The sequence below is a fragment of the Neolewinella marina genome (assembly GCF_002631205.1).
Classification (GTDB): domain Bacteria; phylum Bacteroidota; class Bacteroidia; order Chitinophagales; family Saprospiraceae; genus Neolewinella; species Neolewinella marina.
Genome location: NZ_PDLO01000003.1, coordinates 146,658 through 170,164 on the forward strand (window position 1 = coordinate 146,658; position 23,507 = coordinate 170,164).

The 23,507-nt window shown below is 60.9% G+C and carries 24 protein-coding genes; 15 read left to right on the forward strand and 9 right to left on the reverse strand.

Features of this window, described 5'->3' with window-relative positions; genetic code table 11:
• Positions 1-11: 11 nt before the first annotated feature.
• Together purB and CGL56_RS09015 are read right to left on the reverse strand one after the other, a co-directional pair.
• Entirely contained in the window at positions 12-1,352 is a 1,341-nt protein-coding gene (purB, locus tag CGL56_RS09010) for an adenylosuccinate lyase (protein WP_099106212.1), read from the reverse strand.
• A gap of 79 nt (positions 1,353-1,431) precedes the next feature.
• Positions 1,432-1,806: a hypothetical protein gene (locus CGL56_RS09015; protein WP_099106213.1), complete on the reverse strand. Its 375-nt coding sequence runs from the start codon at positions 1,804-1,806 to the stop codon at positions 1,432-1,434.
• Positions 1,807-1,981: 175 nt separating this feature from the next.
• Here CGL56_RS09015 and CGL56_RS18240 point away from each other — a divergent pair, with 175 nt between their 5' ends.
• The 6 genes from CGL56_RS18240 (at position 1,982) to CGL56_RS09045 (ending at position 7,954) form a co-directional block, all read left to right on the forward strand.
• On the forward strand, positions 1,982-2,203 hold the full coding sequence (locus CGL56_RS18240) for a CcmD family protein (RefSeq protein WP_187305576.1): 222 nt from the start codon (positions 1,982-1,984) through the stop codon (positions 2,201-2,203).
• Entirely contained in the window at positions 2,196-3,614 is a 1,419-nt protein-coding gene (locus CGL56_RS09025) for a Glu/Leu/Phe/Val family dehydrogenase (RefSeq protein WP_099106214.1), read from the forward strand. Before CGL56_RS18240 ends, CGL56_RS09025 begins: the two co-directional genes overlap by 8 nt.
• A 105-nt stretch (positions 3,615-3,719) precedes the next feature.
• Positions 3,720-4,202: an Lrp/AsnC family transcriptional regulator gene (locus CGL56_RS09030; protein WP_099106215.1), complete on the forward strand. Its 483-nt coding sequence runs from the start codon at positions 3,720-3,722 to the stop codon at positions 4,200-4,202.
• Between the two features lie 41 nt (positions 4,203-4,243).
• On the forward strand, positions 4,244-5,125 hold the full coding sequence (locus CGL56_RS09035) for a carbon-nitrogen hydrolase (RefSeq protein ID WP_099106216.1): 882 nt from the start codon (positions 4,244-4,246) through the stop codon (positions 5,123-5,125).
• A gap of 56 nt (positions 5,126-5,181) precedes the next feature.
• Positions 5,182-5,823, forward strand: a complete 642-nt coding sequence (gene nth / locus CGL56_RS09040) for an endonuclease III (RefSeq protein ID WP_099106217.1) — start codon at positions 5,182-5,184, stop codon at positions 5,821-5,823.
• 19 nt (positions 5,824-5,842) lie between these two features.
• A complete protein-coding gene (locus tag CGL56_RS09045; RefSeq protein WP_099106218.1) occupies positions 5,843-7,954 on the forward strand; it encodes an HD family phosphohydrolase in 2,112 nt (703 codons plus the stop codon).
• A gap of 2 nt (positions 7,955-7,956) precedes the next feature.
• Here CGL56_RS09045 and CGL56_RS09050 read toward each other — a convergent pair whose 3' ends face one another.
• Positions 7,957-8,625 carry an NAD-dependent epimerase/dehydratase family protein gene (locus CGL56_RS09050; RefSeq protein WP_167641572.1) on the reverse strand — a complete coding sequence of 223 codons (669 nt, stop codon included), beginning with the start codon at positions 8,623-8,625 and terminating at the stop codon, positions 7,957-7,959.
• Positions 8,626-8,662: 37 nt separating this feature from the next.
• Positions 8,663-9,976 (reverse strand): MFS transporter, encoded by a 1,314-nt coding sequence (locus CGL56_RS09055; protein WP_099106220.1) that lies wholly within the window; start codon positions 9,974-9,976, stop codon positions 8,663-8,665.
• An 87-nt stretch (positions 9,977-10,063) separates the two neighbouring features.
• Here CGL56_RS09055 and glmM point away from each other — a divergent pair, with 87 nt between their 5' ends.
• Positions 10,064-11,452: a phosphoglucosamine mutase gene (glmM, locus tag CGL56_RS09060; protein WP_099106221.1), complete on the forward strand. Its 1,389-nt coding sequence runs from the start codon at positions 10,064-10,066 to the stop codon at positions 11,450-11,452.
• Between the two features lie 29 nt (positions 11,453-11,481).
• The gene (kdsA, locus tag CGL56_RS09065) at positions 11,482-12,279 is read left to right on the forward strand and encodes a 3-deoxy-8-phosphooctulonate synthase (protein ID WP_099106222.1); all 798 of its coding nucleotides are present in this window, start codon (positions 11,482-11,484) and stop codon (positions 12,277-12,279) included.
• 87 nt (positions 12,280-12,366) lie between these two features.
• Here kdsA and xylA read toward each other — a convergent pair whose 3' ends face one another.
• Positions 12,367-13,680 (reverse strand): xylose isomerase, encoded by a 1,314-nt coding sequence (gene xylA / locus CGL56_RS09070; RefSeq protein ID WP_099106223.1) that lies wholly within the window; start codon positions 13,678-13,680, stop codon positions 12,367-12,369.
• Positions 13,681-13,774: 94 nt separating this feature from the next.
• On the reverse strand, positions 13,775-14,134 hold the full coding sequence (gldC, locus tag CGL56_RS09075; protein ID WP_099106517.1) for a gliding motility protein GldC: 360 nt from the start codon (positions 14,132-14,134) through the stop codon (positions 13,775-13,777).
• 131 nt (positions 14,135-14,265) lie between these two features.
• On the opposite strand from gldC, the gene rfaD reads away from it, so the two are divergent.
• The 5 genes from rfaD (at position 14,266) to CGL56_RS18065 (ending at position 17,938) form a co-directional block, all read left to right on the forward strand.
• Positions 14,266-15,234: an ADP-glyceromanno-heptose 6-epimerase gene (rfaD, locus tag CGL56_RS09080; protein WP_099106224.1), complete on the forward strand. Its 969-nt coding sequence runs from the start codon at positions 14,266-14,268 to the stop codon at positions 15,232-15,234.
• 28 nt (positions 15,235-15,262) lie between these two features.
• Positions 15,263-16,261 carry a class 1 fructose-bisphosphatase gene (fbp, locus tag CGL56_RS09085; protein ID WP_099106225.1) on the forward strand — a complete coding sequence of 333 codons (999 nt, stop codon included), beginning with the start codon at positions 15,263-15,265 and terminating at the stop codon, positions 16,259-16,261.
• Positions 16,261-17,370: an acyltransferase family protein gene (locus CGL56_RS09090; RefSeq protein ID WP_099106226.1), complete on the forward strand. Its 1,110-nt coding sequence runs from the start codon at positions 16,261-16,263 to the stop codon at positions 17,368-17,370. Before fbp ends, CGL56_RS09090 begins: the two co-directional genes overlap by 1 nt.
• A gap of 63 nt (positions 17,371-17,433) precedes the next feature.
• Positions 17,434-17,616 carry a hypothetical protein gene (locus CGL56_RS09095; RefSeq protein WP_099106227.1) on the forward strand — a complete coding sequence of 61 codons (183 nt, stop codon included), beginning with the start codon at positions 17,434-17,436 and terminating at the stop codon, positions 17,614-17,616.
• A gap of 121 nt (positions 17,617-17,737) precedes the next feature.
• A complete protein-coding gene (locus CGL56_RS18065; protein WP_143470670.1) occupies positions 17,738-17,938 on the forward strand; it encodes a hypothetical protein in 201 nt (66 codons plus the stop codon).
• On the opposite strand, the gene CGL56_RS09100 is transcribed toward CGL56_RS18065, so the two are convergent.
• From CGL56_RS09100 to CGL56_RS09110, 3 genes are all read right to left on the reverse strand, one after another.
• A complete protein-coding gene (locus CGL56_RS09100) occupies positions 17,935-19,551 on the reverse strand; it encodes a VWA domain-containing protein (protein ID WP_099106228.1) in 1,617 nt (538 codons plus the stop codon). The genes CGL56_RS18065 and CGL56_RS09100 overlap by 4 nt on opposite strands.
• 118 nt (positions 19,552-19,669) lie before the next feature.
• Positions 19,670-20,419, reverse strand: coding sequence for a glucosaminidase domain-containing protein (locus CGL56_RS09105; protein ID WP_099106229.1), 750 nt, complete (start codon positions 20,417-20,419; stop codon positions 19,670-19,672).
• Between the two features lie 99 nt (positions 20,420-20,518).
• The gene (locus CGL56_RS09110; protein ID WP_099106230.1) at positions 20,519-21,187 is read right to left on the reverse strand and encodes a cyclase family protein; all 669 of its coding nucleotides are present in this window, start codon (positions 21,185-21,187) and stop codon (positions 20,519-20,521) included.
• Positions 21,188-21,382: 195 nt separating this feature from the next.
• Here CGL56_RS09110 and CGL56_RS09115 point away from each other — a divergent pair, with 195 nt between their 5' ends.
• Together CGL56_RS09115 and CGL56_RS09120 are read left to right on the forward strand one after the other, a co-directional pair.
• On the forward strand, positions 21,383-21,640 hold the full coding sequence (locus tag CGL56_RS09115) for a DUF4212 domain-containing protein (protein WP_099106231.1): 258 nt from the start codon (positions 21,383-21,385) through the stop codon (positions 21,638-21,640).
• A gap of 31 nt (positions 21,641-21,671) precedes the next feature.
• On the forward strand, positions 21,672-23,465 hold the full coding sequence (locus CGL56_RS09120; RefSeq protein WP_099106518.1) for a sodium:solute symporter family protein: 1,794 nt from the start codon (positions 21,672-21,674) through the stop codon (positions 23,463-23,465).
• Positions 23,466-23,507: the final 42 nt, after the last annotated feature.

Here is a 23,507-nt window from a genome sequence, read left to right on the forward strand (position 1 = left end):
TCTGAAAGCGCTCAAAACCGTCCCACATAATTCTCCGGCCGGATGGCCCGCAGCTCGGACTTCACTTCCTCGGACACTTCCAGCTGGTCGATGAAGCGATGGATCTCCGTCTCTCCGATATTGGCCTGCCCGCGGGTAAGCTCCTTCAGGGCTTCGTAGGGCTGGGGATAACCTTCCCGGCGCAGCACATTCTGGATGGCCTCGGCGGTCACCATCCAGTTGGCTTCCAGGTCGGCGGCGATCTTGTCGGGGTTCAGTAACAGCTTGCCGAGACCTTTCTCAATAGCCTTTACCGCAATCAGTACGTGGGCGAAGGGGACACCGACATTGCGCAGTACGGTGGAGTCGGTCAGGTCGCGCTGGAGGCGGCTTACGGGCAGCTTGTCCGCCAGATGCGTAAGGAGGGCGCGCGCTAGCCCCAGGTTGCCCTCGGCGTTTTCAAAGTCGATGGGGTTCACCTTGTGGGGCATTGCCGAACTCCCAATCTCGCCCGCGACGGTGCGCTGGCGGAAGTACTCCATGCTGATGTAGGTCCAGATGTCCTGGCAAAGGTCGATCAGGATGGTACACACCCGGGTCAGGGCGTGGAATCCCGCTCCCAGATTGTCGTAGTGCTCGATCTGGGTGGTGGGGTAGCTGCGCTCCAGCCCGAGGTCATTCTTGACAAACTCGTCGGCGAAGCCGTGCCAGTCGTAATCCGGGTAGCTTACGTAATGGGCGTTCATATTGCCGGTGGCACCCCCGAACTTGGCCGATACGGGTACGGCCTTCAGTTGGCGGACCTGCTCCCGCAGCCGGCTGGTCCAGACGGCGAATTCCTTGCCCAGCAGGGTGGGGGAGGCGGGCTGTCCGTGGGTTTTGGCCAGCATGGGCACGTCCCGCCACGCATCGACCAGCCCGTCGAGCTGCTGAGTGAGTTGCTGGAAAGCGGGCAACATCACCTCCTCCAGGGCATCCCGCAGGCTGAGGGGGATGGCCGTGTTGTTGATGTCCTGGGAGGTGAGTCCGAAGTGGGTAAACTCCAGGATGGCATCCAGTCCCCGCTCCTTAAGCTTGTCCTTGACGAAGTACTCTACCGCCTTGACGTCGTGATTGGTAACCCGCTCGGTTTCCTTGATGGTCTGAGCGTCGGAAACGTCGAAGTTGTCGACGACCTCCCCGAGGTCAGCGATCTGCTGCCGGCTTACCGATTGCAGCTGAGGCAGCCCCAGGCGGTGGAGGGCCTGCAGGTAACGCACTTCAACCAGGACGCGGTAGCGGATCAGGCCGTACTCGCTGAAGTAGGGTGCGAGGGCTTCGGTTTTGTTGGCGTAACGGCCATCGACGGGACTGATAGCGGAAAGAGCGGACATAGCGAGTAAACTTTGGCCGCAAAGGTAACTAAGCCCCGCCGGGAATGGTCAGTATAGCGGCGATGATCCCGCTTCGCGCTCAGACAAAGAATTCATCGTCCAGCTCGGTGGGGCGGCTTTTATCCCGGCTGAGGTGAAAAGGTTTCGCGTCCGTATGGGGTTGTAGGCTGGGGTCGACGCGGGTGAGAGGGGTGCGGGAACTCGCCAGCAGGCACCGGTCGTTGCGGAAGACGTCGACGGCGTACCCGCCATACCAGTTCATGCCGATCTCCACGCGGTAGCGGTCTACGCCTTCGCCTCCGGGAGCGTCCACCGTGAAGTAGTGGGTGCGGCCGAAGAGGCTCCAGCCGGAGCTGGCCAGGTTACCGTTAAAGAATACTTTTTCCTCACCAGACCAGAGGCTGTTGTGAACCTCCAGCAGGTCTTCTTCGATGGGCAGGGAAAGGATACGCATAATGCAGTGGCTTAATTGGATGTCCAACTTCGCGGTGGCAGCCCACGGGGGCAAAATCGGTAGACGAATGGCGCGGATAACTGGACCATTGCCGGTGCGAAGTATTCCTGACCGCAGGCTACCTCCGAGAGTAACGCGATTGCGTACCTTCGCCGATGCCTAACCAGCCGATGCCATGTCACGCTACCTTGTTCTTCTCCTCCTTTGTTGCACCTGCGTCCCCGCCCTCGCCCAGGAGGCGGCGGTAGCCCCCCCGGCCGATTTCATGCGCAGCATCGGGAAGATGTACGTGGTGGTGGCCGTCATCGTCGTTGTATTCCTTGGTCTGGCGTACTACCTCTGGAGGCTGGACCGCCGCCTAACCATTATTGAAAATCAAATTGAAGATCATGCCTGACAATTCTTTTCTGGAAAGCGTGGGTCAATATTTTGACGCCGCAGCTCCCCACACCGGTTTGCCGGAAGGCCTACTGAAGCAGATCAAGGTCTGCAACTCCGTCTACCAAATCTATTTCCCCGTCAAGATTGACGGAGAGGTGCGCGTGATTGAGGCCTACCGGGCCCAGCACAGCCACCACCGGAGTCCCACCAAGGGGGGCATCCGCTACTCCAACCACGTGAACCAGGAAGAGGTAGTGGCCCTGGCCACCCTGATGTCGTACAAGTGCGCCATCGTCGACGTGCCCTTCGGCGGTGCCAAAGGAGGCGTTCGCATCAATCCCTGGGAATACAGCGAAGCCGACCTGGAAAAGATCACGCGCCGGTACACCACCGAGCTGATCCGCCGCAAGTTTATCGGCCCGGCCATTGACGTGCCGGCACCCGACTACGGTACCGGTCCCCGGGAAATGGCCTGGATCTACGACACCTACCGCAGCTTCCACCCCGAAGACATCAACGCCGCCGGCTGTGTTACCGGCAAACCGGTGAGCCAGAACGGCGTCCGTGGGCGTTCCGAAGCCACGGGCCGTGGCGTCTTTTACGGCATCCGCGAGGCCTGCAACGAGAAGGAACTGATGGACCAGCTTGGCCTGTCGGTAGGCATCGAAGGGAAGACCATGGTGGTCCAGGGACTGGGTAACGTAGGTTCGCATACGGCTACCATCAGCCAGGACGAAGGCGGCGTGAAGATCATCGGCGTGTCCGAGGTCGAGGGCGCCATCTATAATCCGGACGGAATGGACATCCACGACGTGATGCGCCACCGCGCCGAGCACGGCACCATCCTTACCTACCCCGGTGCGGAAGCCTTTGATAAGGAGGATCGCCGGGCCGTTCTGGAGTTCGAGTGCGACATTCTCGTACCCGCCGCCCTGGAGAACCAGATCGACGAGCACAACGCTGGCAACGTGAAAGCGAAGCTGATTGCCGAGGCCGCCAACGGACCGGTCACGGCCGCCGGCGCCGCTATCCTGGCCGAGCGCGGCATCGTGGTACTGCCCGACATCTACCTGAACGCGGGTGGGGTAACGGTAAGCTACTTCGAGTGGCTCAAGAACCTGAGCCATATGCGCTTCGGCCGCCTGCAGAAGCGCTTCGACGAGCAGAACTACCGCCGCATCGTCGAGCAGATCGAAACCACCACGGGCAAGGAGATCAGCGACCGCGACCGCCGCATGATCATCCACGGGGCCGACGAGATCGACCTGGTTCGCTCCGGACTGGAGGAAACGATGATCCTCGGCTTCCAGGGAATCTACTCACTTTACCGCGAAAAGCCCGAGATCAAGGACCTCCGCACGGCGGCTTTTGCGCTGGCAATCAGCAAAATATCGAACGACTACATTAGCCTCGGTATTTGGCCGTAAGCCGGCGTTGAGCGAATAATATACTTTTCTATTCAGGATTGGGAAATAATTGTTGGTGCGGCTATCTTTGCCGCACCAACATATTATCACTTATCCTATCCTTATATGTCCGACAAACTTGACAAGATCGACCTGAGTATCCTCAAAATTCTGCAGGATAACAGCAAGATCACCAACCTCGATCTTTCCAAACGCATCGGACTGAGTCCCGCACCCACTCTTGAGCGGGTAAAGAAACTGGAGCAGAACGAGGTCATCCAAAGCTACCACGCCAAGGTGAGCCCCGAGGCGATCGGGCTGAACGTGAAAACCTTTGTCCTCGTTTCCCTGGACTGGAGAAAGAACCAGGCCCGGGAGAACTTCCTCGAGCAGGTGCAGATCATCGAGGAGATCACCGAATGCTACATCATCACCGGGGAGGCCGACTTCCTGCTGAAGATCGTTTGCAAGGACATCCCCACCTACGAGCGCCTCCTGTTCAAGACGCTGCAGCAGATCGACGAGATCGAGCGGCTTAAAACCCTGATGACGCTTTCCACCGTTAAGGATGTGAAGCGACTGCCCTTCGACTACGACGGCGAGGCTTAGGGCAGGCGCGATATATTTGCGCCCCCTAAAGCCATCTGACCATGCAGTTACCCATCGGAATCGTTCAACAGTCCAATACCGGCGACCGGACCGCCAACATCGAGAAAAGCGCCGCAGGCATCCGCCGGTGCAAGGAGATGGGCGCGGAGCTGGTGGTGCTGCAGGAACTGCATACCGGACTTTACTTCTGCCAGATCGAATCCACCGAGGTCTTTGACCAGGCCGAACCCATCCCGGGCCCGAGCACCGAATACTTCGGTGCCCTGGCCCGGGAACTCGACCTGGTGCTCGTACTGAGCCTGTTCGAAAGCCGCGCGCCAGGCATCTGTCACAACACGGCCGTGGTGATCGAGCGCGACGGCAGCATCGCCGGCCGCTACCGCAAGATGCACATCCCCGACGATCCGGCCTACTACGAGAAGTTCTACTTCACCCCGGGAGATCTGGGCTTCAAGCCCGTGCAGACGAGCGTCGGCAAGCTCGGCGTGCTGGTCTGCTGGGACCAGTGGTACCCCGAGGCCGCACGCCTCATGGCCCTGGCCGGAGCGGAAGTACTGATCTATCCCACGGCCATTGGCTACGAATCCACGGATCCCCAGGCCGAGCAGGAACGGCAGCGCGATGCATGGATCATTTCCCAGCGCGGTCACGCCGTCTACAACGGCCTACCCGTGGTAGCCGTTAACCGTACGGGCTACGAGCCCGACCCCTCCGGAGTAACCGGGGGCATCCGCTTCTGGGGCAGCAGCTTCGTGGCCGGCCCCCAGGGGGAATACCTGTATCAGTCGCCCCGGGACGAGGAGGACGTGAACGTGGTGATGGTCGACAAAAAGCGTACGGCCGATGTCCGCCGCATCTGGCCCTTCTTCCGCGACCGCCGCATCGACGCCTACGGAGACCTCACCCGGCGGTATATCGACTAGGGGAGGGGGGCTTGCGGGCGTACGCCTTACTTTTGCCGCGTAAACCCCAAGAGTAGTTGAAGAAAGCAGAGAAGGCAGCGGCGATCCAGGAAATCCTGGAACGCCTTTACCCCGAAGTTCCGATTCCCCTGGATCATTCCGATCCGTATACCCTGCTGGTGGCCGTATTGCTGTCGGCCCAGTGTACCGACAAGCGGGTGAATGAGGTGACGCCCCACCTGTGGGCGGTGACCGACCGACCGGAGGTCATGAAGGACCTGCCGGTGGAGGATATCCGGGAGATCATCCGCCCCTGCGGATTGTCGCCCGCCAAAAGCAAGGCCATCAAGGAACTCAGCCGCATCATCACCGAGGAGCACGGTGGGGTAGTGCCGTCTACCTTCGAAGAACTGGAAGCCCTGCCGGGGGTGGGGCACAAGACAGCCAGCGTGGTCATGAGCCAGGCCTTCGGGGTGCCGGCCTTCCCGGTGGATACCCACATCCACCGCCTCGCTTTCCGCTGGGCCCTGAGCACTGGAAAAAATGTGGCCAGGACGGAGGCCGACCTTAAACGGTTGTTCCCCCGCGAGAGCTGGAATCGGCTGCACCTGCAAATGATCTTCTTTGGCCGGGAGTATTGTCCGGCGCGCGGTCACCGGATGCGCGACTGCCCCATCTGCTCGGTATACGGCAGGCGGTCGCTGCTGAAGCGCGAATAAAACCTAACTTGGCGACGGAATGGACGGAGTAAGCAAGAGTTCCCTCTGGGCACGTAGATTGCCCCGCATCCTGCTGGGGGTGCTGGCGGTGGTGTTGATCAGCCTGTTGTACCCCAACAACCTCACCTTCCCGTACCAGTTCGAACTTAACCAGACCTGGCAGTACGCCGACCTGACGGCCCCTTATTCCATCCCCATCCTGAAGCGGGAAGAGCGGCTGCAGGCCGACCGGCAGGCCGTCCTGCGGAACCTGACCCCGGTTTACCAGCGTGACCCCCAGACCGCCCGCCGGGCCCGGGCCGAGTATATCGAAGCATTTCGGGTGGCCCTGGATACGGCCCGGGTGCGTGGCACCTATCCCGGGCTGCTGCAGCAACCCGAAGCCCACCGGCTCTACGGCCTGGAGCTGCTCGACCGGATCTACCAACGCGGCATCGTCAATTTGCGCACCGAGGATGAAGCCCGCTCCGGGATGGCATCCGTCATCCAGATTGTCGACGGCAGCGAGGTGCACACCCGTACCATCGGTCAGGTCTTCACCACCCCCGGGCGGGCGCGACAGTGGCTGACGGACTCTATCCTGTATACCCGGTTGGCCGCGCCCGATTTCCTCCTTCCCCTGCTCGAAGACCGGCTACACTACAACGTATTCTATAACGACAGCCTCACCAACCGCCTGCGCGAACAAACCCTGGAGGCGGTGAGCCCCTTCGACGGGCTGGTGGAACAGGGCGACATCCTCGTTCGTCAGGGAGAGGTTATTTCCGACAACGTCTACCAGAAACTGCTGAGCTACCGCCGGCTTTACAACAGCAACCTGCAGGGGTCTACCACCTTCCTTTCCGTCTACACCGGCTTCACCCTCATTGTCGGACTGGTCATCCTGCTGCTGTACCTCTACCTCCGCACCTTCTTCCCCTTCGTCTACGTGCGGATCAAGAACCTGGTGTTCATCCTGATGTGGCCGCTGCTTTACGCGATCATGGTCCGGTCCATCGAGCTGGCCCCGGGGTGGAGTGCCTACGTCGTGCCTTTCTGTATTGTGCCGATTGTCATGCGGATCTTCTTTTCCGAGCGCCTGGCCTTCTTCGTGCACGTAGCCGTGGTGCTGATCGCGAGTTTCCTGACTTCTCTCGGCTATCCCTTCACCTTCCTGAGCATCATGGCTGGCGTGGTGGTCATCTTCATGGACATCGATACCCGCGACTGGAGCCGGTTCTTCAGCAGTCTGCTGCTGTTGTTCGCGTTCTACCTTTTCGGTTACGTAGGGATCCAACTGGTGCAGGGTTCGGGGTGGTCCGGGATCAACTACGTCGACCTGCTATGGCTGGGCCTGAACGTATTCCTGGTGCTGCTGGCCTATCCCCTGATTCCGATGCTGGAGCGGTTCTTCGGACTGATCTCGCCCATCACCCTGATGGAGCTGAACGATATGAACCGCCCCCTGCTGGAGAAACTGGCCCGACAGGCGGCCGGCACCTGGCAGCACAGCCTGAACGTCGCCAACCTCGCCGAGCGGGTGGCCAGTGAGATCGGCATCGACTCCCTGCTGGTACGCACCGCGGCCCTGTACCACGACATCGGCAAGCTGAAGAACCCGGAATACTTCATCGAGAACCAGACAGGTCCAAACCCACACGACCGCATCACCGACCTGGAAAGCGCCAAGATCATCATCGACCACGTGAATGAGGGGGTGCGGCTGGCGCGGGTTGCCGGGCTGCCGGAAACGATCATCGACTTCATCCGGACCCACCACGGCACCACCCGCACGGAATACTTTTACCGCAACCACATCAAGAACCATCCCGAACGCGAAGTGGACGAGCCCTACTTCCGCTACGACGGGCCCCTGCCTACCACCAAGGAACAGACCGTACTCATGCTGGCCGACAGCGTGGAGGCCGCATCGAAATCCCTCAAGCAACCGACCCAGCAGGAGCTTTACGACCTGATCGATAACATCATCCGGGGCAAGCTCACCAATGGCCAACTGGTGCAAAGCCGGCTAAGCTTTCACGAACTGGAAAGCCTGCGGAGGATCTTCCGCTCAGTGCTCAAGAGTTCCCACCAGCTGCGCATCGCCTATCCCGAAGAAGCGAAAAAGCCCGGTCAGGAGGAGGAAGAGTAGGTTTATTTGCGAAGCAGCTCCTCTGCCCCGTGGAAGTGTACTCCCGGCGAAATAGCCTGGGCGGCTTCGATCATCCGGCGTGCGAGCACGTCGGCTTCGGTGGGGTTGTAGTCTCCCAGCAGTCCGGGTGAGATTTGACGCACCACGGTTGTTAGGCCTGCAGCCAGTTTTTCCCCGATCCGCAGTTCGTCACGCTGCCCCAGCAACACCCCGGGCCGGAACAGGTGGATGGCCCAGAAGTCCAGTCGCGTGATCGCTTCCTCCATTTCCCCCTTCACCCGGCTGTAAAGAAACCGACTCTCGGAATTCGCTCCGGCACTGCTTACCACCAGACACTGGTTGGCCCCGTGGATCTGGGCCAGGGAAGCGGTATGCACCACGTAATCGTAGTCGACCCGCCGGAAGGCCTCCGGGCTGCCCGCCTTCTTGATCGTAGTACCCAGGGCAATGTAGACGTCGTGACAACGGAACAGGGCGGGGTCGCGGCTCAGCCGTTCGAAGTTGACCACCGGGTTGTCCAGTTTATCATGTTCCCGTGCCATGCGGCGGCGCGTAGGCGCGATCACCCGGCGGTAGGCGCTGTGGTCGAGCAGTTGCTCAAGCAGGTGGCCACCCACCAGTCCGGTGGCCCCGATGAGGAGCGCGGTTTTACGGCTCGCAATGATTTCCATGCCTTCTTTCATCCATGCCTTAACCCGGCAGGCCGAACTAGGTTTGCACGCGCCGGGGGGTGAGGGTGAAGCGGGAGAGCAGCAGCATACCCACCAGGAAGAAGAGCGCGAGGATAAGAATGCTCAGCCGCATACTCCCCGTCAGCGCATCCAGGAAGCCGAAGATGAAGGTGCCAAGTACGATGGCCACTTTCTCCAGCACATCGTAGAAACTGAACCAGGAGGTGGTGTCGGTCCGCCGCACCCCGCCGTTCGTTTCGGCTGGGATAACCTTGGCGTAGGTGGAACGGCTCAGCGACTGGATGCCGCCCATGACCAGGCCCACCGCCCCGGCAATGAGGTAGAACTGCACCTTCCCACTGACAAAATAGGCGAGTACGCAGATCAGGATCCAGATGGTCAGCTCAACGTAAAGGGCAAACTTGTTGCCGCGCAGCTCACTGATCCGGGCCGCCAGGTAGGCGCCGCCGATGGCCACGATTTGCAGGATGAGCACGACAACGATCAGTTCCTGGGTAGCAAAGTTCAGCTCCTTCTTCGCGAAAATGCTGGCGAGGAAGATGATGGTCTGCACCCCGGCGGAATAGGAAAAGAAGGCCGCCAGAAACCGTTTCGCCTGGGGATGCTCTTCGAGTTGGTTCCACACCTTGCGCAATTCCTGCCATCCCATGGCGGCCATCTCTCCGAGGCCGGTACCGGGGCGGGGTTCGTCGTTGGGCAACCGCGACAGCGACACGGCTGCAAATACCAGCCACCAGACGCCGACGGTCAGGAAGGCCATGCGTACCGCCAGCGTACCGGTCTCCGGTAAGCCGAACCAACCAGGTTGGGTGACCATGGCCAGGTTGACCACGAGCAGTATAACGCTGCCGACGTACCCCATGGCAAAGCCCCGGGCGCTGAGGCGGTCGAAGCGGTCCTCGGTGGCGATCACCGGCAGGAAGCTGTTGTAGAACACCAGTCCACCGGCAAAGCCGATGAGTCCGACAATGAAGCCCAGGCTACCGATCCAGAGGGTATCCATCCCCGTGAAGAAGAACAGGCTCAAACAACCCAGGCCGCCCATGATGGTGAACGTCCGGAGAAAGGACTTGCGGCGGCCCCCCGCGTCCGCGATCCCGCTCAGGAAAGGGGAGAAAGCCGCAATGACCAGGTAGCTGAAAGTGATCAGGTAGGCGAACCAGGAACTGTTGGTGAATTCCAGGCCCAGCACCCGGAATTGCTCGTCGACCATTTCCTCGAAGTAGGGGGGGAAGATGGCGGTGGTAATGACCAGGGCGAAGGCGGAATTGGCCCAATCGAAGAGTGCCCAGCCTTGCAGCGTCTTCGGGTCATTGAGGGGGTGCGACATGGAGTAAAGGTAGCCGCTTCGCCGCGGATGTCGTAAACTTGCGGCGCTCTTCTAACCCGCCCAGCGGCGGCACACCTAGCTCATCCCATGCCCCTAATAAAAAGCATCTCCGGTTTCCGCGGCACCATCGGTGGCCGGCCCGGCGACAACCTCACCCCCGAAGACATCGTCAGCAGCGTGGCCGGCTACGGCGACTGGCTGATCCGCAGCGGCGCCCGCCCCCTGGTCGTCATCGGCCGCGACGGCCGCCCCTCCGGTCCGGTGGTATCGGCCCTCACCGCGGCCACCCTCCAATCCATGGGCATCGACGTGATCGACTGCGGGCTGGCCACCACCCCCACGGTGGAAATGGCGGTGGTTTCCCGGGGTGCCGGCGGAGGCATCATCCTGTCGGCGAGCCACAACCCCAAGGAATATAACGCCCTCAAATTGCTCAACGACCAGGGTGAATTCATCAGCCACGAAGCCGGCCAGGACCTGATCGCCACCGTGCGGGCGGGCAACATCACCTACGCCCCCGTCGATGACCTTGGCAGCCTGCGGCAGGACAACGATATCCTGCAGGACCACATCACCGCCGTGCTGGAACACCCGCTAGTGAACGTTGCTGCCATCCGGGCCGCCGGCTTCCGGGTGGTGCTCGATGCGGTAAACAGCGTGGGCGCCATCTCCATCCCGCCCCTCTGCGAACAACTCGGAGTCACCTGTGAGGTGATGAACGGTACCCTCGACGGACAATTTGCCCACAACCCTGAGCCCCTGCCGGCTCACCTGACCGACCTCATCCACCGGATGGAAACCTCCGGGGCCGACCTCGGCATCGCGGTGGATCCCGACGTGGACCGCCTCGCCCTGGTGGGCCCCGGCGGGCGCTGGATCGGAGAAGAGTACACCCTGGTGACGGTGGCCGACTACGTGCTGCGCCACGATCCCGGTCCGGTGGTCAGCAACCTCAGCAGCAGCCGTGCCCTGGCCAACCTGGCGGAGACCTTTGGACAACCCTACCACGCCTCCGCCGTCGGCGAAGTAAACGTGGTAGAAAAAATGAAGGAAGTCAACGCCACCATCGGTGGCGAGGGCAACGGCGGCATCATCGACCCCCGGCTGCACTACGGCCGCGACAGCCTCATCGGCCTGGCGCTGGTTCTCAGCCACCTGGCCACCAGCGGCAAGTCGATCAACGAACTCCGCGACGGTTACCAGCACTACGAAATGGTGAAGGACAAGATCCAGCTCGATCCCGCCCTGGACCTGGCCGATGCCCTTTCGGTCATGGAAGGCCTCTACCCGGAAACTCCACTCACCAATATCGACGGGCTGAAGCTCGACTTCCCCGACGGTTGGGTGCACCTGCGCGGATCGAATACCGAACCCATCGTGCGCGTCTACGCCGAGGCTGCCAGCCAGCAAAGGGCCCAGGAACTCGCCCAGTCCGTCAAGGCCAAATTTGTTGAACTGACCCAGGGCGGCGAATAACCCGCCCGACCACCCAAAATTCCCCAGGCATGCGACTTCCCGATCTTTCCGCCGATAACTTCTTCCTCATTGCCGGGCCCTGCGCCATTGAAGGGGAGGAGATGGCCATGCGCATCGCCGAGCGATTGGTAGAGGTGACCCAGAAGCTGGACATCCCCCTCGTATTCAAGGGCAGCTACCGCAAGGCTAACCGTAGCCGCATCGACAGTTTCTCGGGCATCGGCGATACCCGCGCGCTGTCCATTCTCCGCAAGGTGGGGGAGCGGTTCGGCCTGCCCACGACCACCGATATCCACGCCGATGAAGAAGCGGCCATGGCCGCCGAATACGTCGACATCCTGCAGATCCCCGCCTTCCTCTGCCGCCAGACCTCCCTGCTCGTTGCGGCCGCCGAGACCGGTCGGGTGGTGAACATCAAGAAGGGACAGTTCCTGAGCCCCTCGGCTATGCAGCACGCCCAGCAGAAGGTATTGGACAGTGGCAACAACCAGGTCTGGATGACGGAGCGGGGGGTAACCTTCGGCTATACCGACCTGGTGGTCGACTACCGGGGCATTCCCACCATGCAGTCCTTTGGCGCCCCCGTGATTCTGGATTGTACCCACAGCCTCCAGCAACCCAACCAGAGCAGCGGCGTTACCGGCGGCCGCCCCGCCCTGATCGAAACCATCGCCCGGGCCGGGGTCGCCGTTGGGGTGGATGGGCTCTTCATGGAAACCCACTACAATCCCTCCGAAGCAAAAAGCGACGCGGCGAATATGCTACCCCTTGACCAACTGGAAGACCTGCTGACCAAGCTCGTGCGGATCCGTCAGGCCATCCGCTAACCGCGGTAGAAGTCCTGAAAAACAAAGGAGCCGGCCCCCCAATCAGCAGGGTGGCCGGCTCCTTCCTTTAAGGCAGTCGGTGATCGCCTACAGGTACTGGGCGATCAGGTTTTCGTACCGTTCCTGGCGGCCGCTGGTCATCGGGGGCTCGCCGCCGGCGAATCCGATCTCAGCGAGTGCTTCCAGGCTCAGTTTTCCGGTTTCAAACTTCTGGCCGTCCCCGGCGTCGAAGGAGGCGTAGCGCTCCCGGCGCATGTCCTTGAATTTCGACTTGCTCAGGACGCGGTCGGCGGCCAGCAGGGCCCGGGCGAAGACGTCCATCCCCCCTACGTGGGCGTGGAAGATGTCTTCCAGGTCGGTGGAATTCCGCCGGGTCTTGGCGTCGAAGTTTACCCCTCCGCCCTGCAGTCCGCCCGCCTGGAGGATGATGATCATGGCCTCGGTAAGCTCCTGGACGCTGTTCGGGAACTGGTCGGTATCCCAGCCGTTCTGGTAGTCGCCGCGGTTGGCGTCGATGCTGCCGAGCAGTCCCTGGCTGGCGGCCACCGCCAGCTCGTGCTCGAAGGTGTGCTGGGCCAGGGTGGCGTGATTTACCTCGATGTTGAGCTTGAAGTCGTCGAGCAGGTCGTACTGCCGCAGGAAGCCGGCCACGGTGGCACTGTCGAAATCGTACTGGTGCTTGCTGGGTTCGAACGGCTTGGGCTCGATAAAGAAGCTGCCGGTGAAACCCTGGGCGCGGGCGTAGTCGCGAGCCATGGTCAGGAAGCGGCCCAGGTGGTCCATTTCCCGCTTCAGGTCGGTATTGAGGAGACTCATATAGCCCTCGCGGCCGCCCCAGAAGACGTAGTTCTCTCCCTTCAGCTTGATGGTAGCGTCGATGGCCCCCTTCAGCTGCGCTCCGGCGTAGGCCACTACCCGGAAGTCCGGATTGGTGCTCGCGCCGTTCATGTAGCGGGGATGGCTGAACAGGTTGGCCGTGCCCCAGAGCACCTTCTTGCCCGTGTCCTCCATTTTCTGCTGGATGTAGTCGGTCACCTCATCCAGCCGCTTGCGGTAGGTAGTCAGGTCGGCACCCGCCTCCTCCAGCAGGTCGACATCGTGGAAGCAGAAGTAGTCCAGTCCCAGCTTCTCCAGGATTTCGAAGCCGGCGTCAGCGGTATTCTTCGCTTCCTGTACCGGGTCGGAATCCCCCAGCCAGGGGTATTGAGCCGTTCCGGGACCGAAGGGGTCGGCACCCGTATTACGCAGGGTATGCCACCAGGCCATGGCAAACTTGAAGTGCTCGGCCATCGTCTTGCCGGCTACAACCTGGTCTTTTTGGTAGTATTTAAACGCGAGCGGGTTGTCGCTCTCGGGACCCTCGTACTGAATGGTGGGAATGCGGTCAAAGTAAGTCGCCATGGGAGTTCGTATGTTTTAATGAGGCACCCAAGGTAGGGCACGCCGCTAAACTACAACGTTGGTGCAATCGATTACGTAACCCCGGCAGGTTTTCTTATTCCTCCTTGGGGATGGCCCCGGTGGCCTGGCCGAAATAGTAGACGAACTGCTGCATCTGGTTGGCGAGTTCCTTATTCTGGGTGGCGCGGAAGTAGGTGTCGGCCAGACCGCGGAGGGTCTGATAGAACATCCGGTCCATTTCCACCACCTGCATCTCCTTGGTCCACAGGTCGATCTTGAGGGTCTCTTTGGTCCGCTCATCAAAGAGGGAAAGTAGCATTGCCTTGCAGTCCTGGGGGTGGTTCCCCGCCGGATTGTCACTGGCCGCCCAGGTCATTTCGATGGGCATATTGTTTTCGTCCAGCCCCACGTCGACGGTGATCCGGCTCTTTTTTTTAACCGCGTTCTTGGCCATCATTTTTCGTTTGGCCGCAAGGTAGCCCACAACGTGCACATGGCGCGGCCGCGGGTGCCGGGCAAAGGGGAATAGCCGGGGCATGGTCGCTCGCCGGTAATGACGTAAATTAACGCCCCTAACCTCAGCTTATGTACCTCATCACCGGCGCGAACGGATTTATTGGAAGCGTTTTAGTCGGATACCTCAACAGCCTGGGCCTTACGGATTTGATACTGGTGGACGATTTTCGGCATTATGCGGACAAGATCCCCAACCTGGAAGGCAAGGATTTTCTGGTGAAAGTGGAACGGGACACCCTGTTCGCCGTCTGGGACCAGGAACAGTGGCCCCTGCGGGGCGTTTTTCACTTCGGCGCCCGCACGGACACTACCGAAACCGACACGGAGCTGTTCGACCGCCTGAACCGGCAGTACTCCCGCGATGTCTGGGTACGCTGCGCGGCCCAGGGCATCCCGCTTGTCTACGCCAGCAGCGCAGCCACCTACGGTTCGGGTGAACAAGGATTCAGCGATACCACCCCGCCCGACGAGCTGCACCCGCTGAACGAATACGGCCGCAGCAAGAACGACTTTGACGTCTGGGCCCGGGAACAGACCCAGGCGCCGCCCCATTGGTACGGCCTGAAGTTCTTCAACGTCTACGGACCCAATGAATACCATAAGGGGCGGATGGCCAGCGTAGTCTGGCACACCTACCGCCAGGTGAAAGCCACCGGTCGCATGCGGTTGTTCCGCAGCCACCGGGAGGACATTGCCGACGGGGAGCAGCAGCGCGATTTTATTTACGTGCTGGACCTGTGTCGCGTGAGCCACTGGCTGATGACCGAGCTACCGCAACCGGATGGCCTGTACAACCTTGGCACCGGCCGGGCCCGCACCTTCCTGGACCTCGCCCGGGCTACCTTCCAGGCCATGGACCGGGAACCGGACATCGACTTCATCGATACGCCGGCGGACCTGCGCCCGAATTATCAATACTTTACAGAGGCTGACATGGGAAAACTGCGGCAGGCCGGATACCGCGAGCCGTTCACTTCCCTGGAGGAAGGGGTATCCGAATACGTACGTCGCTTCCTGATTCCAGGCCAATACCACTAACTCAACACCCACACTTCCACACCACTCCATGAAACATCACCCCCAAACGCTCGGAGAGTTCATCATCAGCAACCAGAAGGACTTCGAGTACTCCTCCGGTGAGCTCAGCCGCCTCCTCAACTGCATCCGCCTGGCGGCCAAGGTCGTCAACCACGAAATCCGCCAGGCGGGACTGGTAGACATCACCGGTACCGTCGGCAACGTAAACGTCCAGGGCGAGGAGCAGAAGAAGCTCGACGTATTCGCCAATAATGTCTTCATCAATGCCCTGACCAACCGCAACATCGTTTGCGGCATCGTCTCGGAGGAAAATGAGGAATTCATCACCATCAGCGGTGCCAACAACGCAAACCGCAACAAATACGTGGTGGTCATGGATCCCCTCGACGGGAGCTCCAACATCGACGCCGGCGTGTCGGTGGGTACCATCTTCGGTATTTACCGCCGCATCTCACCCGAGGGTACCCCCGTAACCCTGGAGGACTTCCTCCAACCCGGCAATATGCAGGTAGCCGCGGGCTACGTGATCTACGGCACCTCCACCATGCTGGTCTACACCACTGGCAACGGCGTGAACGGATTTACCCTTAACCCCGCCATCGGTACCTATTACCTGTCCCACCCCAACATCCGCATGCCGGAGCAGGGTAGGGTCTACTCCGTCAACGAAGGCTACTACGTTCATTTCCCCCAGGGCGTCAAGGACTACATCAAGTACTGCCAGAAGGAAGAGGAGGACCGCCCCTACACCAGCCGCTACATTGGCAGCATGGTGAGCGATATCCACCGCAATTTGATCCAGGGCGGTATCTACATGTACCCCAAGAGCTCGGAGCGTGAGGCCGGTAAACTGCGCCTGGTCTACGAATGCAATCCCGTAGCCTTCATCGTGGAGCAGGCCGGCGGGCGGGCCACCGACGGCTACCGCCGCATCCTGGACATCAAGCCGGAGCACATTCACGAGCGCATCCCCCTGTTCGCCGGCAGTCAGAAGATGGTGGAGAAGGCCGAATCCTTCCTGCGGTAATGGAAGCTGTAACGACCACCGTCAACAACCGTGTCCTGTCGATCGACCTGCTCCGCGGGCTGACGATCGCGGCCATGATCATGGTCAACAACCCCGGGACGTGGAGCCACATCTATGCCCCACTGGGGCACGCGCCCTGGCACGGCTACACGCCCACCGACCTGATCTTCCCCTTCTTCCTGTTCATCGTGGGCTGTTCCATTTCCTTTGCCTACCGCGGCAAGGAAGCGGGGCCCGACGCCTACCGCAAGATCGTCGTGCGCAGCCTGAAACTGATCGGGCTGGGCATCTTCCTGGGGGCATTCCTGATCTACCCACCCTTCGTGAAGGCGTGGAGTGAGATTCGCCTGCCGGGTGTGTTGCAGCGGATTGGGCTCGTCTTCCTACTGGCGGCACCCCTGGCCCTGCACCTGCGGTCGCGCCACCTCCTGTGGGTAACGGTAGGCCTGCTACTGGGGTACTGGCTCTGGATGGGTTTCCTGCCCCTGCCCGATGGCAGCGATCCGACCTACGAGCGTGCACCCAACAACTGGGCGATGTACGTGGACAAGCTGATTCTCGGCACCCACACTTGGCAGGAGGACTACGACCCGGAAGGGCTGCTAAGCACCCTGCCTGCCGTGGCTACCTGCCTCATTGGTGTGGTTACGGGCCGGTATCTGCTGGGCCCCTACACCAACAAGACCCGGGGAATGCTCATGGCCGGGGGTGTCTTACTGGTTCTTGGTCATGCGTGGGGACTGGTGTTTCCCATCAACAAGGCCCTGTGGACGAGCAGTTTCGTGCTGGTCACGGCCGGGTGGGCCCTGGTCGTACTCGCGGCCATCTACTACATCACCGACGTGAAGGGCATTGTGTGGGGACGGATATTCAGCTACGCCGGCGCCAATGCCCTGATCCTGTACTTTTTGTCCAGCTTCTTCGCAAAGATTTTCGGGAGCATCCGGGTGGGGGAGACTTCCCTCCACGGCTACCTCTACGAAACCGTCTTTGTCCACGACTTTCTGCTTGACCGGCTTTCCAGCCTGCTGTACGCCCTGGTACTGGTGGCCTTTTATCTCGCCCTTGGTGCCTGGCTGTACCACCGGCGGATATTCGTTAAAGTTTAGGCGGGAAAGGGATGGCGCGAACAGGTTGTTGGAAAAGGGTTTCTATCCCAAATCCAACTCCTTATGCGCACCCTTTCGCTTTCGACCTTACTGCTGCTGGCCACCTCCTGGCTGGGCAGCCAGGACAATCCGCTCATCGATATTGATATCGACAAGACCGAGTGGTACGAAAACCCCCTGTTGTGGGTAGGCGTCGCGGCCTTCTTCATCATCCTCATCGTGGTGACCCGCCGCAAGCCAACCTAAGCCGCTGATCAACCACACCTTATGAGCCGCGCCCTGGATAACTCCGGGGCGCGGCTGTTTTGAGGATATACGGTGAACCCCACTTTGGTTGTCCCAATTGTAAGGGTGAAAAAGCAACGTTATGTCCCGTAAACTTTATCCCTTTCTCACATTGCTGTATTCCCCCTGGATACTTGCCCAGGAAGGAGTGGATGTGGACCCCGAACTCAACCCCGAAGCCGCCTGGTACGAGCATCCCACCCTGTGGATCCTGCTGGCGGTAGGTTTGGTGGTTGCCCTGCTGGTCCTGCGCAAGCAGAGTCGCCGACCGGGCCGTAATTAGCGACTGGTGATGGGCGTGAGGCCCCGGGTGAGTTCACGAATGATGCCACGCCGTTCCGGGTCGTACAACCAGTTCGTATCGAAGCGCGAAAGCAGTTCGGCGTTGGCCTCCCGGGTCAGGGCAAGGCTGTGGAACTCGGTTCCGTTATTGTGTTGAAAGTGAGCTACCTCGGCCAGTACGTCTGAATCGATCTTGTACATCACGAAGTCCGAGATCATCAGCACATCCGCGTCCCGGTAGTCGTGCGCCTTGAGCTGCCGCAGGGCTTCGTAGAGCGCCAGGGTAGCATCCGTGCCCCCGTAAAAGGACATGGTCAGGAAGGCCGCCAGCTCATCAATGGAGTTGGCGATGTCGTGGAGGTCGATGGTCTTGATGCCCGTGCTGAAGTTGATGAGGTAGGCCCGCCGGTTGCTGCGGATGGCCATTTTCAGGATGCCCAGGGTGAGCACCTTGGCGATCTCCTCGGGGCGGCCCATCATCGACTGGCTGGTGTCGACGCAGACGATGAACGGCCCCTTTTCCCGCTGCTTCACGCGCTGGTTCACCTCCATCACCGTGTCCTCGCTGCGCCGCAGGTAGCGGTCTTCGTAGCGGAGGGTCAGCAGTCCGTGGTCGGCGTACTTCTTCAGGAATGCGGTTTCGGTATCGTGCTGACTGAGCAGGGCGGCCTCCGAACTCAGGAGGTGATTGAGGTCCTGGCTCTCGTGCACCCCCACAACTTCGGCACGGTGGAGGGGATCGCTGACCCACTCCTGGCGGACGATGGTCTTTTCGAAAGTTTCTTCCTCGAGTTCGATCTCGGCCTCCCGCAGGTTACCCAACAGGTCGGCCAGTCGTCGCAGACTCTCTTCGTCGGCCAGCAGCGCGTCGTAGCGTTGCAGGGCGTCGAAGCTGGTCGACTGCCAGAGTTCCCGGCTCATGTCCCAACCCAGGTAATCGGTGAAGGGGTCGAGAATAGACTGGAGCCGGCGGTATTCCTCCACCTTCTGGGTCAACAGCTCGGTATAACTCTCCTTTGCCTCATTGAACCTGGTGAGTTGGTAAGCCAAAATCCGGGCTTGCAGCAGCGCGTCCCACTGGCTGAGTAAGTCAGTAAGGATCCGGTCGAATTGCTGGTGGTCGGTGGGTGTCCAATCGGCGACTTCCCGGGCGAAGAATTGATCCAGCCGGTTGCGGTAGAACCCGGTATCGAGTTCCTCCCGCAGGTAGGTTGACCCCAGGAACTGCAGCAGGTGGGGGTAGCGGTGGGGGAAGGCCTTGGCCGGCGTCACGCTCCAGCCGCGCAGCAGTTCTTCCTCCTGTACGTAGGGATGCTTCGTTGCAGAACGGGTAAAGGTCTTCCTGATCCAGTACAGGGTGTCGAGTACGATCTGCCGGGTGATGGTTTCGTTGTTGGCGCAGACGAAGAGCAGTTGGTCGATGCCGAAGATGTCGTCCAGGGCCGACTGGAAGTACTCCGCGTAGCGGTCGTTGAGGGCCTCTCCCCGGTAGGGTTTCCCGCTCAGTTTGGCCCGGAGGTATTCCACCAGGTAGCGCCGGGTGCGGCGGTCCAGAAGCTGGCCAAATTCAATAAAGCGCTGGTATTCCGCTTCCAGGAGTTCGTCTTGTTGCATCACAAGGGGAAAACGGCGGCGGGGGCGGGTGGTTTTGCCGGTGAGGGGGAGCTAAAAAAATGACCGCCTCCCGTCGGGAAGCGGCCGGGAAAACCACTTAGAGAAAAATAAAGCTCGTCTAGAGGCGGTCCAATCCGAACCGCTCGATGATTTTCAACAGCTTCTCCGCGTAGGCGGGGTCGTCGCTGTAGTCGGTTTTGGCCAGGGCCGCGATCCACTGTTGGTGGTTGACCGATTCGTAGGCCAGGCGGGGGTAGCGCTCCTGAATCGCCTGGCTGTGGGCGCGCCAGCTGCTCCACGCATTGTCGAAGCGGTGGCGGGGCGTAGCGGTGGGGAAGTGGTTGTTGTCCTGCTGGGCGGCAACGCCTTCGCCGGCGTCGCTCTCCAGAATGGCCATGGCGAGCTTGACGGGTACGGGGATGCCAAACTTTCCGGCTTCCGTGCGGGCGACCCGCTCAAAGCGGTCGATGTAGGCCCGGGTAGCGGCCTCTTCATACCGGTCGGGCGACCAGCGGGGGGCAGCGGCGCGGGAAGGGGAGGGTAGCATGCTCAGGGCTGAGGTCTGCTCGGCGGGAGCGCCGGCAACCTGGGCCGCCGTTTCTCCGGCCGCCCCGACGGTCACCGTGAAGTCGATCTGTTTCTGGGTGAAAACGAAGGCCGCCAGCGCGATCAGGCCCAGGCGAAACCAGGTGAGGCGCAGGTGGGTCATCCACGCCGGTGGGATGTATTCGGTCTGTGAAGCCCGGTAGCGGGCGGAACTGACGTACTGTTTGCCCCGGTGGCGGAGCCGGCGGCCGAGAAGGCCCCAGTTGACGTTCAGAACTTTATCGGAGCCGGACCCGTGGGCCGGGGGGGTAGAGCGAGACATAACCGTTTACTTTTTGCAACCGCGCCACGGAATGCGACGCAAAGCAAAAATAACACGGACAGTTTGAAAAGGCAAATTAAACAACACAAAAAGTGTTGTTTAATTATTTGCCGGCCGCAGCAGGATGCGGATGGGCGAGCCGTCGGAGCCAGCGATCTTCAGCGGCAGGCAGATCATTTCGTAGTTCCCCTCCCGGATGTGGCGCAGGTCCACGCCCTCGATCACCCAGACGCCGGCGCCCAGCAGGGCCCGGTGGGTCTGGGGATTGCCGGAGTGGAAGGGGCCCACCGACAGGTAGTCCACGCCCACCAATTGCAGTTTGCGTTTCGCGATCCAGGCCGCCGCCGCCGGGCCGATGCCATGGTAGTCTTCATCAAAGGGAGCCTGGGGCCAGAACGCCGCGTCGCTGTTGCCGGTACGCAGGATCAGCCGCTCGCCGGAAACCAGGGGGCGGGAGCGGCCTTCGTAGGCCTCCAGGTCTTCGGGGCGCACCTCGGCCGGGCAGTCGATCTCGGCTACCCTGACCGGACCCATCCCCACTTCGATCGGGAAGCGGCTGACGTCGATGCCCTGGGCCAGGAAATGACAGGGGGCATCCATGTGGGTGCCGGTGTGGACGCTCATGTGAAGGACGGAAACCTTGGCGGTATCCCCGCAGTGGATACAGCTCAGGGTTTCGAGGTGAGTAGTGGGTTGCCCCGGCCACCCCGTGATTCCTTCAAAGATCGGATAAGTCACATCCGTCCATCCTTCGTACCATTCGGCCATGTCAATAATTGCTTGGGTTCGGACTGGTAAGCGTGGTGCCGGAACAAAGGTTCGCAATTTGGGGGTTTGGCATTTGGAAGTTCTTCGCAGCTGGTATATCTTGAGGAGGAATTCGGCATTCAGCCGGTAAAGAACCTAGTCGATCATGCCTTTTTAATTCGACGGGCCACACGTACACCCCCTAATTTTTTACCGATGGCCCCACCGGGAGACCACCGCCGATACTGGCGGGCCAATCTTCGGTATTTAGCAATCCTTCTTACGATCTGGTTTGCCGTTAGCTTCGGCTGCGGCATCCTTTTCGTAGAGCCCCTCAATCAGTACCGCATTGGCGGGGCCGAGCTGGGCTTCTGGTTTGCCCAGCAGGGGAGCATCTACGCTTTCGTGGTCCTCATCTTCGTCTACGTTTACCTCATGAACCGCCTCGACGCCGAGTTTGGCGTCGGTGAATAGCCGGTTTACCCCCGAGAACCTGGAAACGCTTATGGACGTACAGACCTGGACCTACCTGATCGTAGGCGCCACTTTTTTGCTATACATCGGCATCGCTGTTTGGGCCCGCGCGGGTTCCACCACGGAATTCTACGTCGCCGGGGGTGGGGTACACCCCATAGCCAACGGAATGGCTACCGCGGCCGACTGGATGAGCGCGGCCAGTTTCATTTCCATGGCCGGCATCATCAGCTTCGCCGGCTACGACGGGGCCGTATACCTTATGGGATGGACGGGCGGTTACGTGCTGCTGGCCCTGCTGTTGGCCCCCTATCTGCGCAAGTTTGGCAAGTTCACGGTCCCGGACTTCATCGGCGACCGCTACTATTCCAATGTGGCCCGCACGGTGGCCGTCCTCTGCGCCATCATCGTCAGTTTCACCTACGTTGCCGGTCAGATGCGGGGGGTGGGGCTGGTGTTCAGCCGCTTCCTGGAGGTGGAGATCAATACCGGGGTCTATATCGGTACCGTAGTGGTGTTCTTCTACGCCATCATGGGCGGCATGAAGGGCATCACCTACACCCAGGTGGCCCAGTACTGCGTGCTCATCTTCGCCTATATGGTACCGGCCATTTTCATCTCCCTTCAGATGACGGACAACATCATCCCCCAACTCGGATTCATCGCCGACGTGAACGACGGGTCGGGTACCGCGCTGCTGGACAAGCTCGACCAGCTCCACGCCGAACTGGGTTTTGCCGAATACACCGACGGTTCCAAGTCCATGATCGACGTATTCGCCATCACCCTGGCCCTGATGGCCGGTACGGCGGGCTTGCCCCACGTCATCGTGCGCTTCTTCACCGTTCCACGGGTAAAGGACGCCCGCATCAGTGCCGGCTGGGCCCTGTTGTTCATCGCCGTACTCTACACCACGGCCCCCGCCATCGCGGCCTTCGCCCGTACGAACCTGATCACCACCATCTCCGACCGCCCCTACACCGAGCTGCCGGGGTGGTTCAGCAAGTGGGAGGAAACGGCCCTAGTAGCCTGGGTAGACAAGAACGAGGACGGCCGCTTGCAGTACGCTCCCGGTGAAGCCTTTATGGGTGGGGTCGACCAGCAACGGGCGGACGGCGCGCGGGTGCCGGGGCCCTACGGACAGGCCCTGCTGAACAATGCCCCGACTGACAACGCCAATGAGGTCTACATCGACCGTGACATTATGGTGCTGGCCAATCCGGAAATCGCCGGTTTGCCCGCCTGGATCATTGCCCTGGTCGCCGCCGGCGGACTGGCCGCCGCCCTGTCCACCGCGGCGGGTCTTCTGCTGGTCATCTCCACGGCCGTGAGCCGCGACCTGATGCGGAAGCAGATCCGGCCCGACATGAGCGAGGCGGAGGAGCTCTGGTGGGCGCGGGGAGGAGCCGCCGCCGCGGTGATCGTAGCGGCCTACTTCGGGGTTAACCCACCGGGATTCGTGGCGGCAACCGTGGCGCTGGCTTTCGGCCTGGCCGCGGCCAGCTTCTTTCCGGCCATCGTGCTGGGTATCTTCGACAAGCGCATGAACCGGTCGGGCGCCATCTCGGGCATGGTCGTGGGCATCGTGCTGATGTTCGGCTACATGGCCGTCTACCGGCTGGGGTGGTTCGTCGACGCCGTACCCGACGCCGAACACTGGTGGTTCGGCATCAGTCCGGAAGGCTTCGGCAGCGTGGCCATGGTGGTCAACCTGGTCGTGGCGCTGGTCGTCAGCCGTCTCACCGCCCCCCCACCGGAGGAGGTACAGGATATGGTGGAAGTCATCCGGATCCCACGGGGAGCCGGGGGGGCAAGTATGCACTAGGCTTCCCTACGGACTGCACTCCGGGCGTTGGCTTTGGGTTAC

Excerpts from the sequence above, each read along its gene's own strand:
- CGL56_RS09095 (WP_099106227.1), top strand. The coding sequence starts at position 17,434 with ATGCGCACCCTTTCGCTTTCGACCTTACTGCTGCTGGCCACCTCCTGG.
- CGL56_RS09025 (WP_099106214.1), top strand. The coding sequence starts at position 2,196 with ATGCCTGACAATTCTTTTCTGGAAAGCGTGGGTCAATATTTTGACGCC.
- CGL56_RS09115 (WP_099106231.1), top strand. The coding sequence starts at position 21,383 with ATGGCCCCACCGGGAGACCACCGCCGATACTGGCGGGCCAATCTTCGG.
- CGL56_RS09120 (WP_099106518.1), top strand. The coding sequence starts at position 21,672 with ATGGACGTACAGACCTGGACCTACCTGATCGTAGGCGCCACTTTTTTG.
- kdsA (WP_099106222.1), top strand. The coding sequence starts at position 11,482 with ATGCGACTTCCCGATCTTTCCGCCGATAACTTCTTCCTCATTGCCGGG.
- CGL56_RS09045 (WP_099106218.1), top strand. The coding sequence starts at position 5,843 with ATGGACGGAGTAAGCAAGAGTTCCCTCTGGGCACGTAGATTGCCCCGC.
- rfaD (WP_099106224.1), top strand. The coding sequence starts at position 14,266 with ATGTACCTCATCACCGGCGCGAACGGATTTATTGGAAGCGTTTTAGTC.
- fbp (WP_099106225.1), top strand. The coding sequence starts at position 15,263 with ATGAAACATCACCCCCAAACGCTCGGAGAGTTCATCATCAGCAACCAG.
- CGL56_RS18240 (WP_187305576.1), top strand. The coding sequence starts at position 1,982 with ATGTCACGCTACCTTGTTCTTCTCCTCCTTTGTTGCACCTGCGTCCCC.
- CGL56_RS09090 (WP_099106226.1), top strand. The coding sequence starts at position 16,261 with ATGGAAGCTGTAACGACCACCGTCAACAACCGTGTCCTGTCGATCGAC.
- xylA (WP_099106223.1), bottom strand. The coding sequence starts at position 13,680 with ATGGCGACTTACTTTGACCGCATTCCCACCATTCAGTACGAGGGTCCC.
- purB (WP_099106212.1), bottom strand. The coding sequence starts at position 1,352 with ATGTCCGCTCTTTCCGCTATCAGTCCCGTCGATGGCCGTTACGCCAAC.
- gldC (WP_099106517.1), bottom strand. The coding sequence starts at position 14,134 with ATGGCCAAGAACGCGGTTAAAAAAAAGAGCCGGATCACCGTCGACGTG.
- CGL56_RS09100 (WP_099106228.1), bottom strand. The coding sequence starts at position 19,551 with ATGCAACAAGACGAACTCCTGGAAGCGGAATACCAGCGCTTTATTGAA.
- CGL56_RS09030 (WP_099106215.1), top strand. The coding sequence starts at position 3,720 with ATGTCCGACAAACTTGACAAGATCGACCTGAGTATCCTCAAAATTCTG.
- CGL56_RS09110 (WP_099106230.1), bottom strand. The coding sequence starts at position 21,187 with ATGGCCGAATGGTACGAAGGATGGACGGATGTGACTTATCCGATCTTT.
- CGL56_RS18065 (WP_143470670.1), top strand. The coding sequence starts at position 17,738 with ATGTCCCGTAAACTTTATCCCTTTCTCACATTGCTGTATTCCCCCTGG.
- CGL56_RS09035 (WP_099106216.1), top strand. The coding sequence starts at position 4,244 with ATGCAGTTACCCATCGGAATCGTTCAACAGTCCAATACCGGCGACCGG.
- CGL56_RS09055 (WP_099106220.1), bottom strand. The coding sequence starts at position 9,976 with ATGTCGCACCCCCTCAATGACCCGAAGACGCTGCAAGGCTGGGCACTC.
- CGL56_RS09105 (WP_099106229.1), bottom strand. The coding sequence starts at position 20,419 with ATGTCTCGCTCTACCCCCCCGGCCCACGGGTCCGGCTCCGATAAAGTT.
- glmM (WP_099106221.1), top strand. The coding sequence starts at position 10,064 with ATGCCCCTAATAAAAAGCATCTCCGGTTTCCGCGGCACCATCGGTGGC.
- CGL56_RS09050 (WP_167641572.1), bottom strand. The coding sequence starts at position 8,625 with ATGGAAATCATTGCGAGCCGTAAAACCGCGCTCCTCATCGGGGCCACC.
- CGL56_RS09015 (WP_099106213.1), bottom strand. The coding sequence starts at position 1,806 with ATGCGTATCCTTTCCCTGCCCATCGAAGAAGACCTGCTGGAGGTTCAC.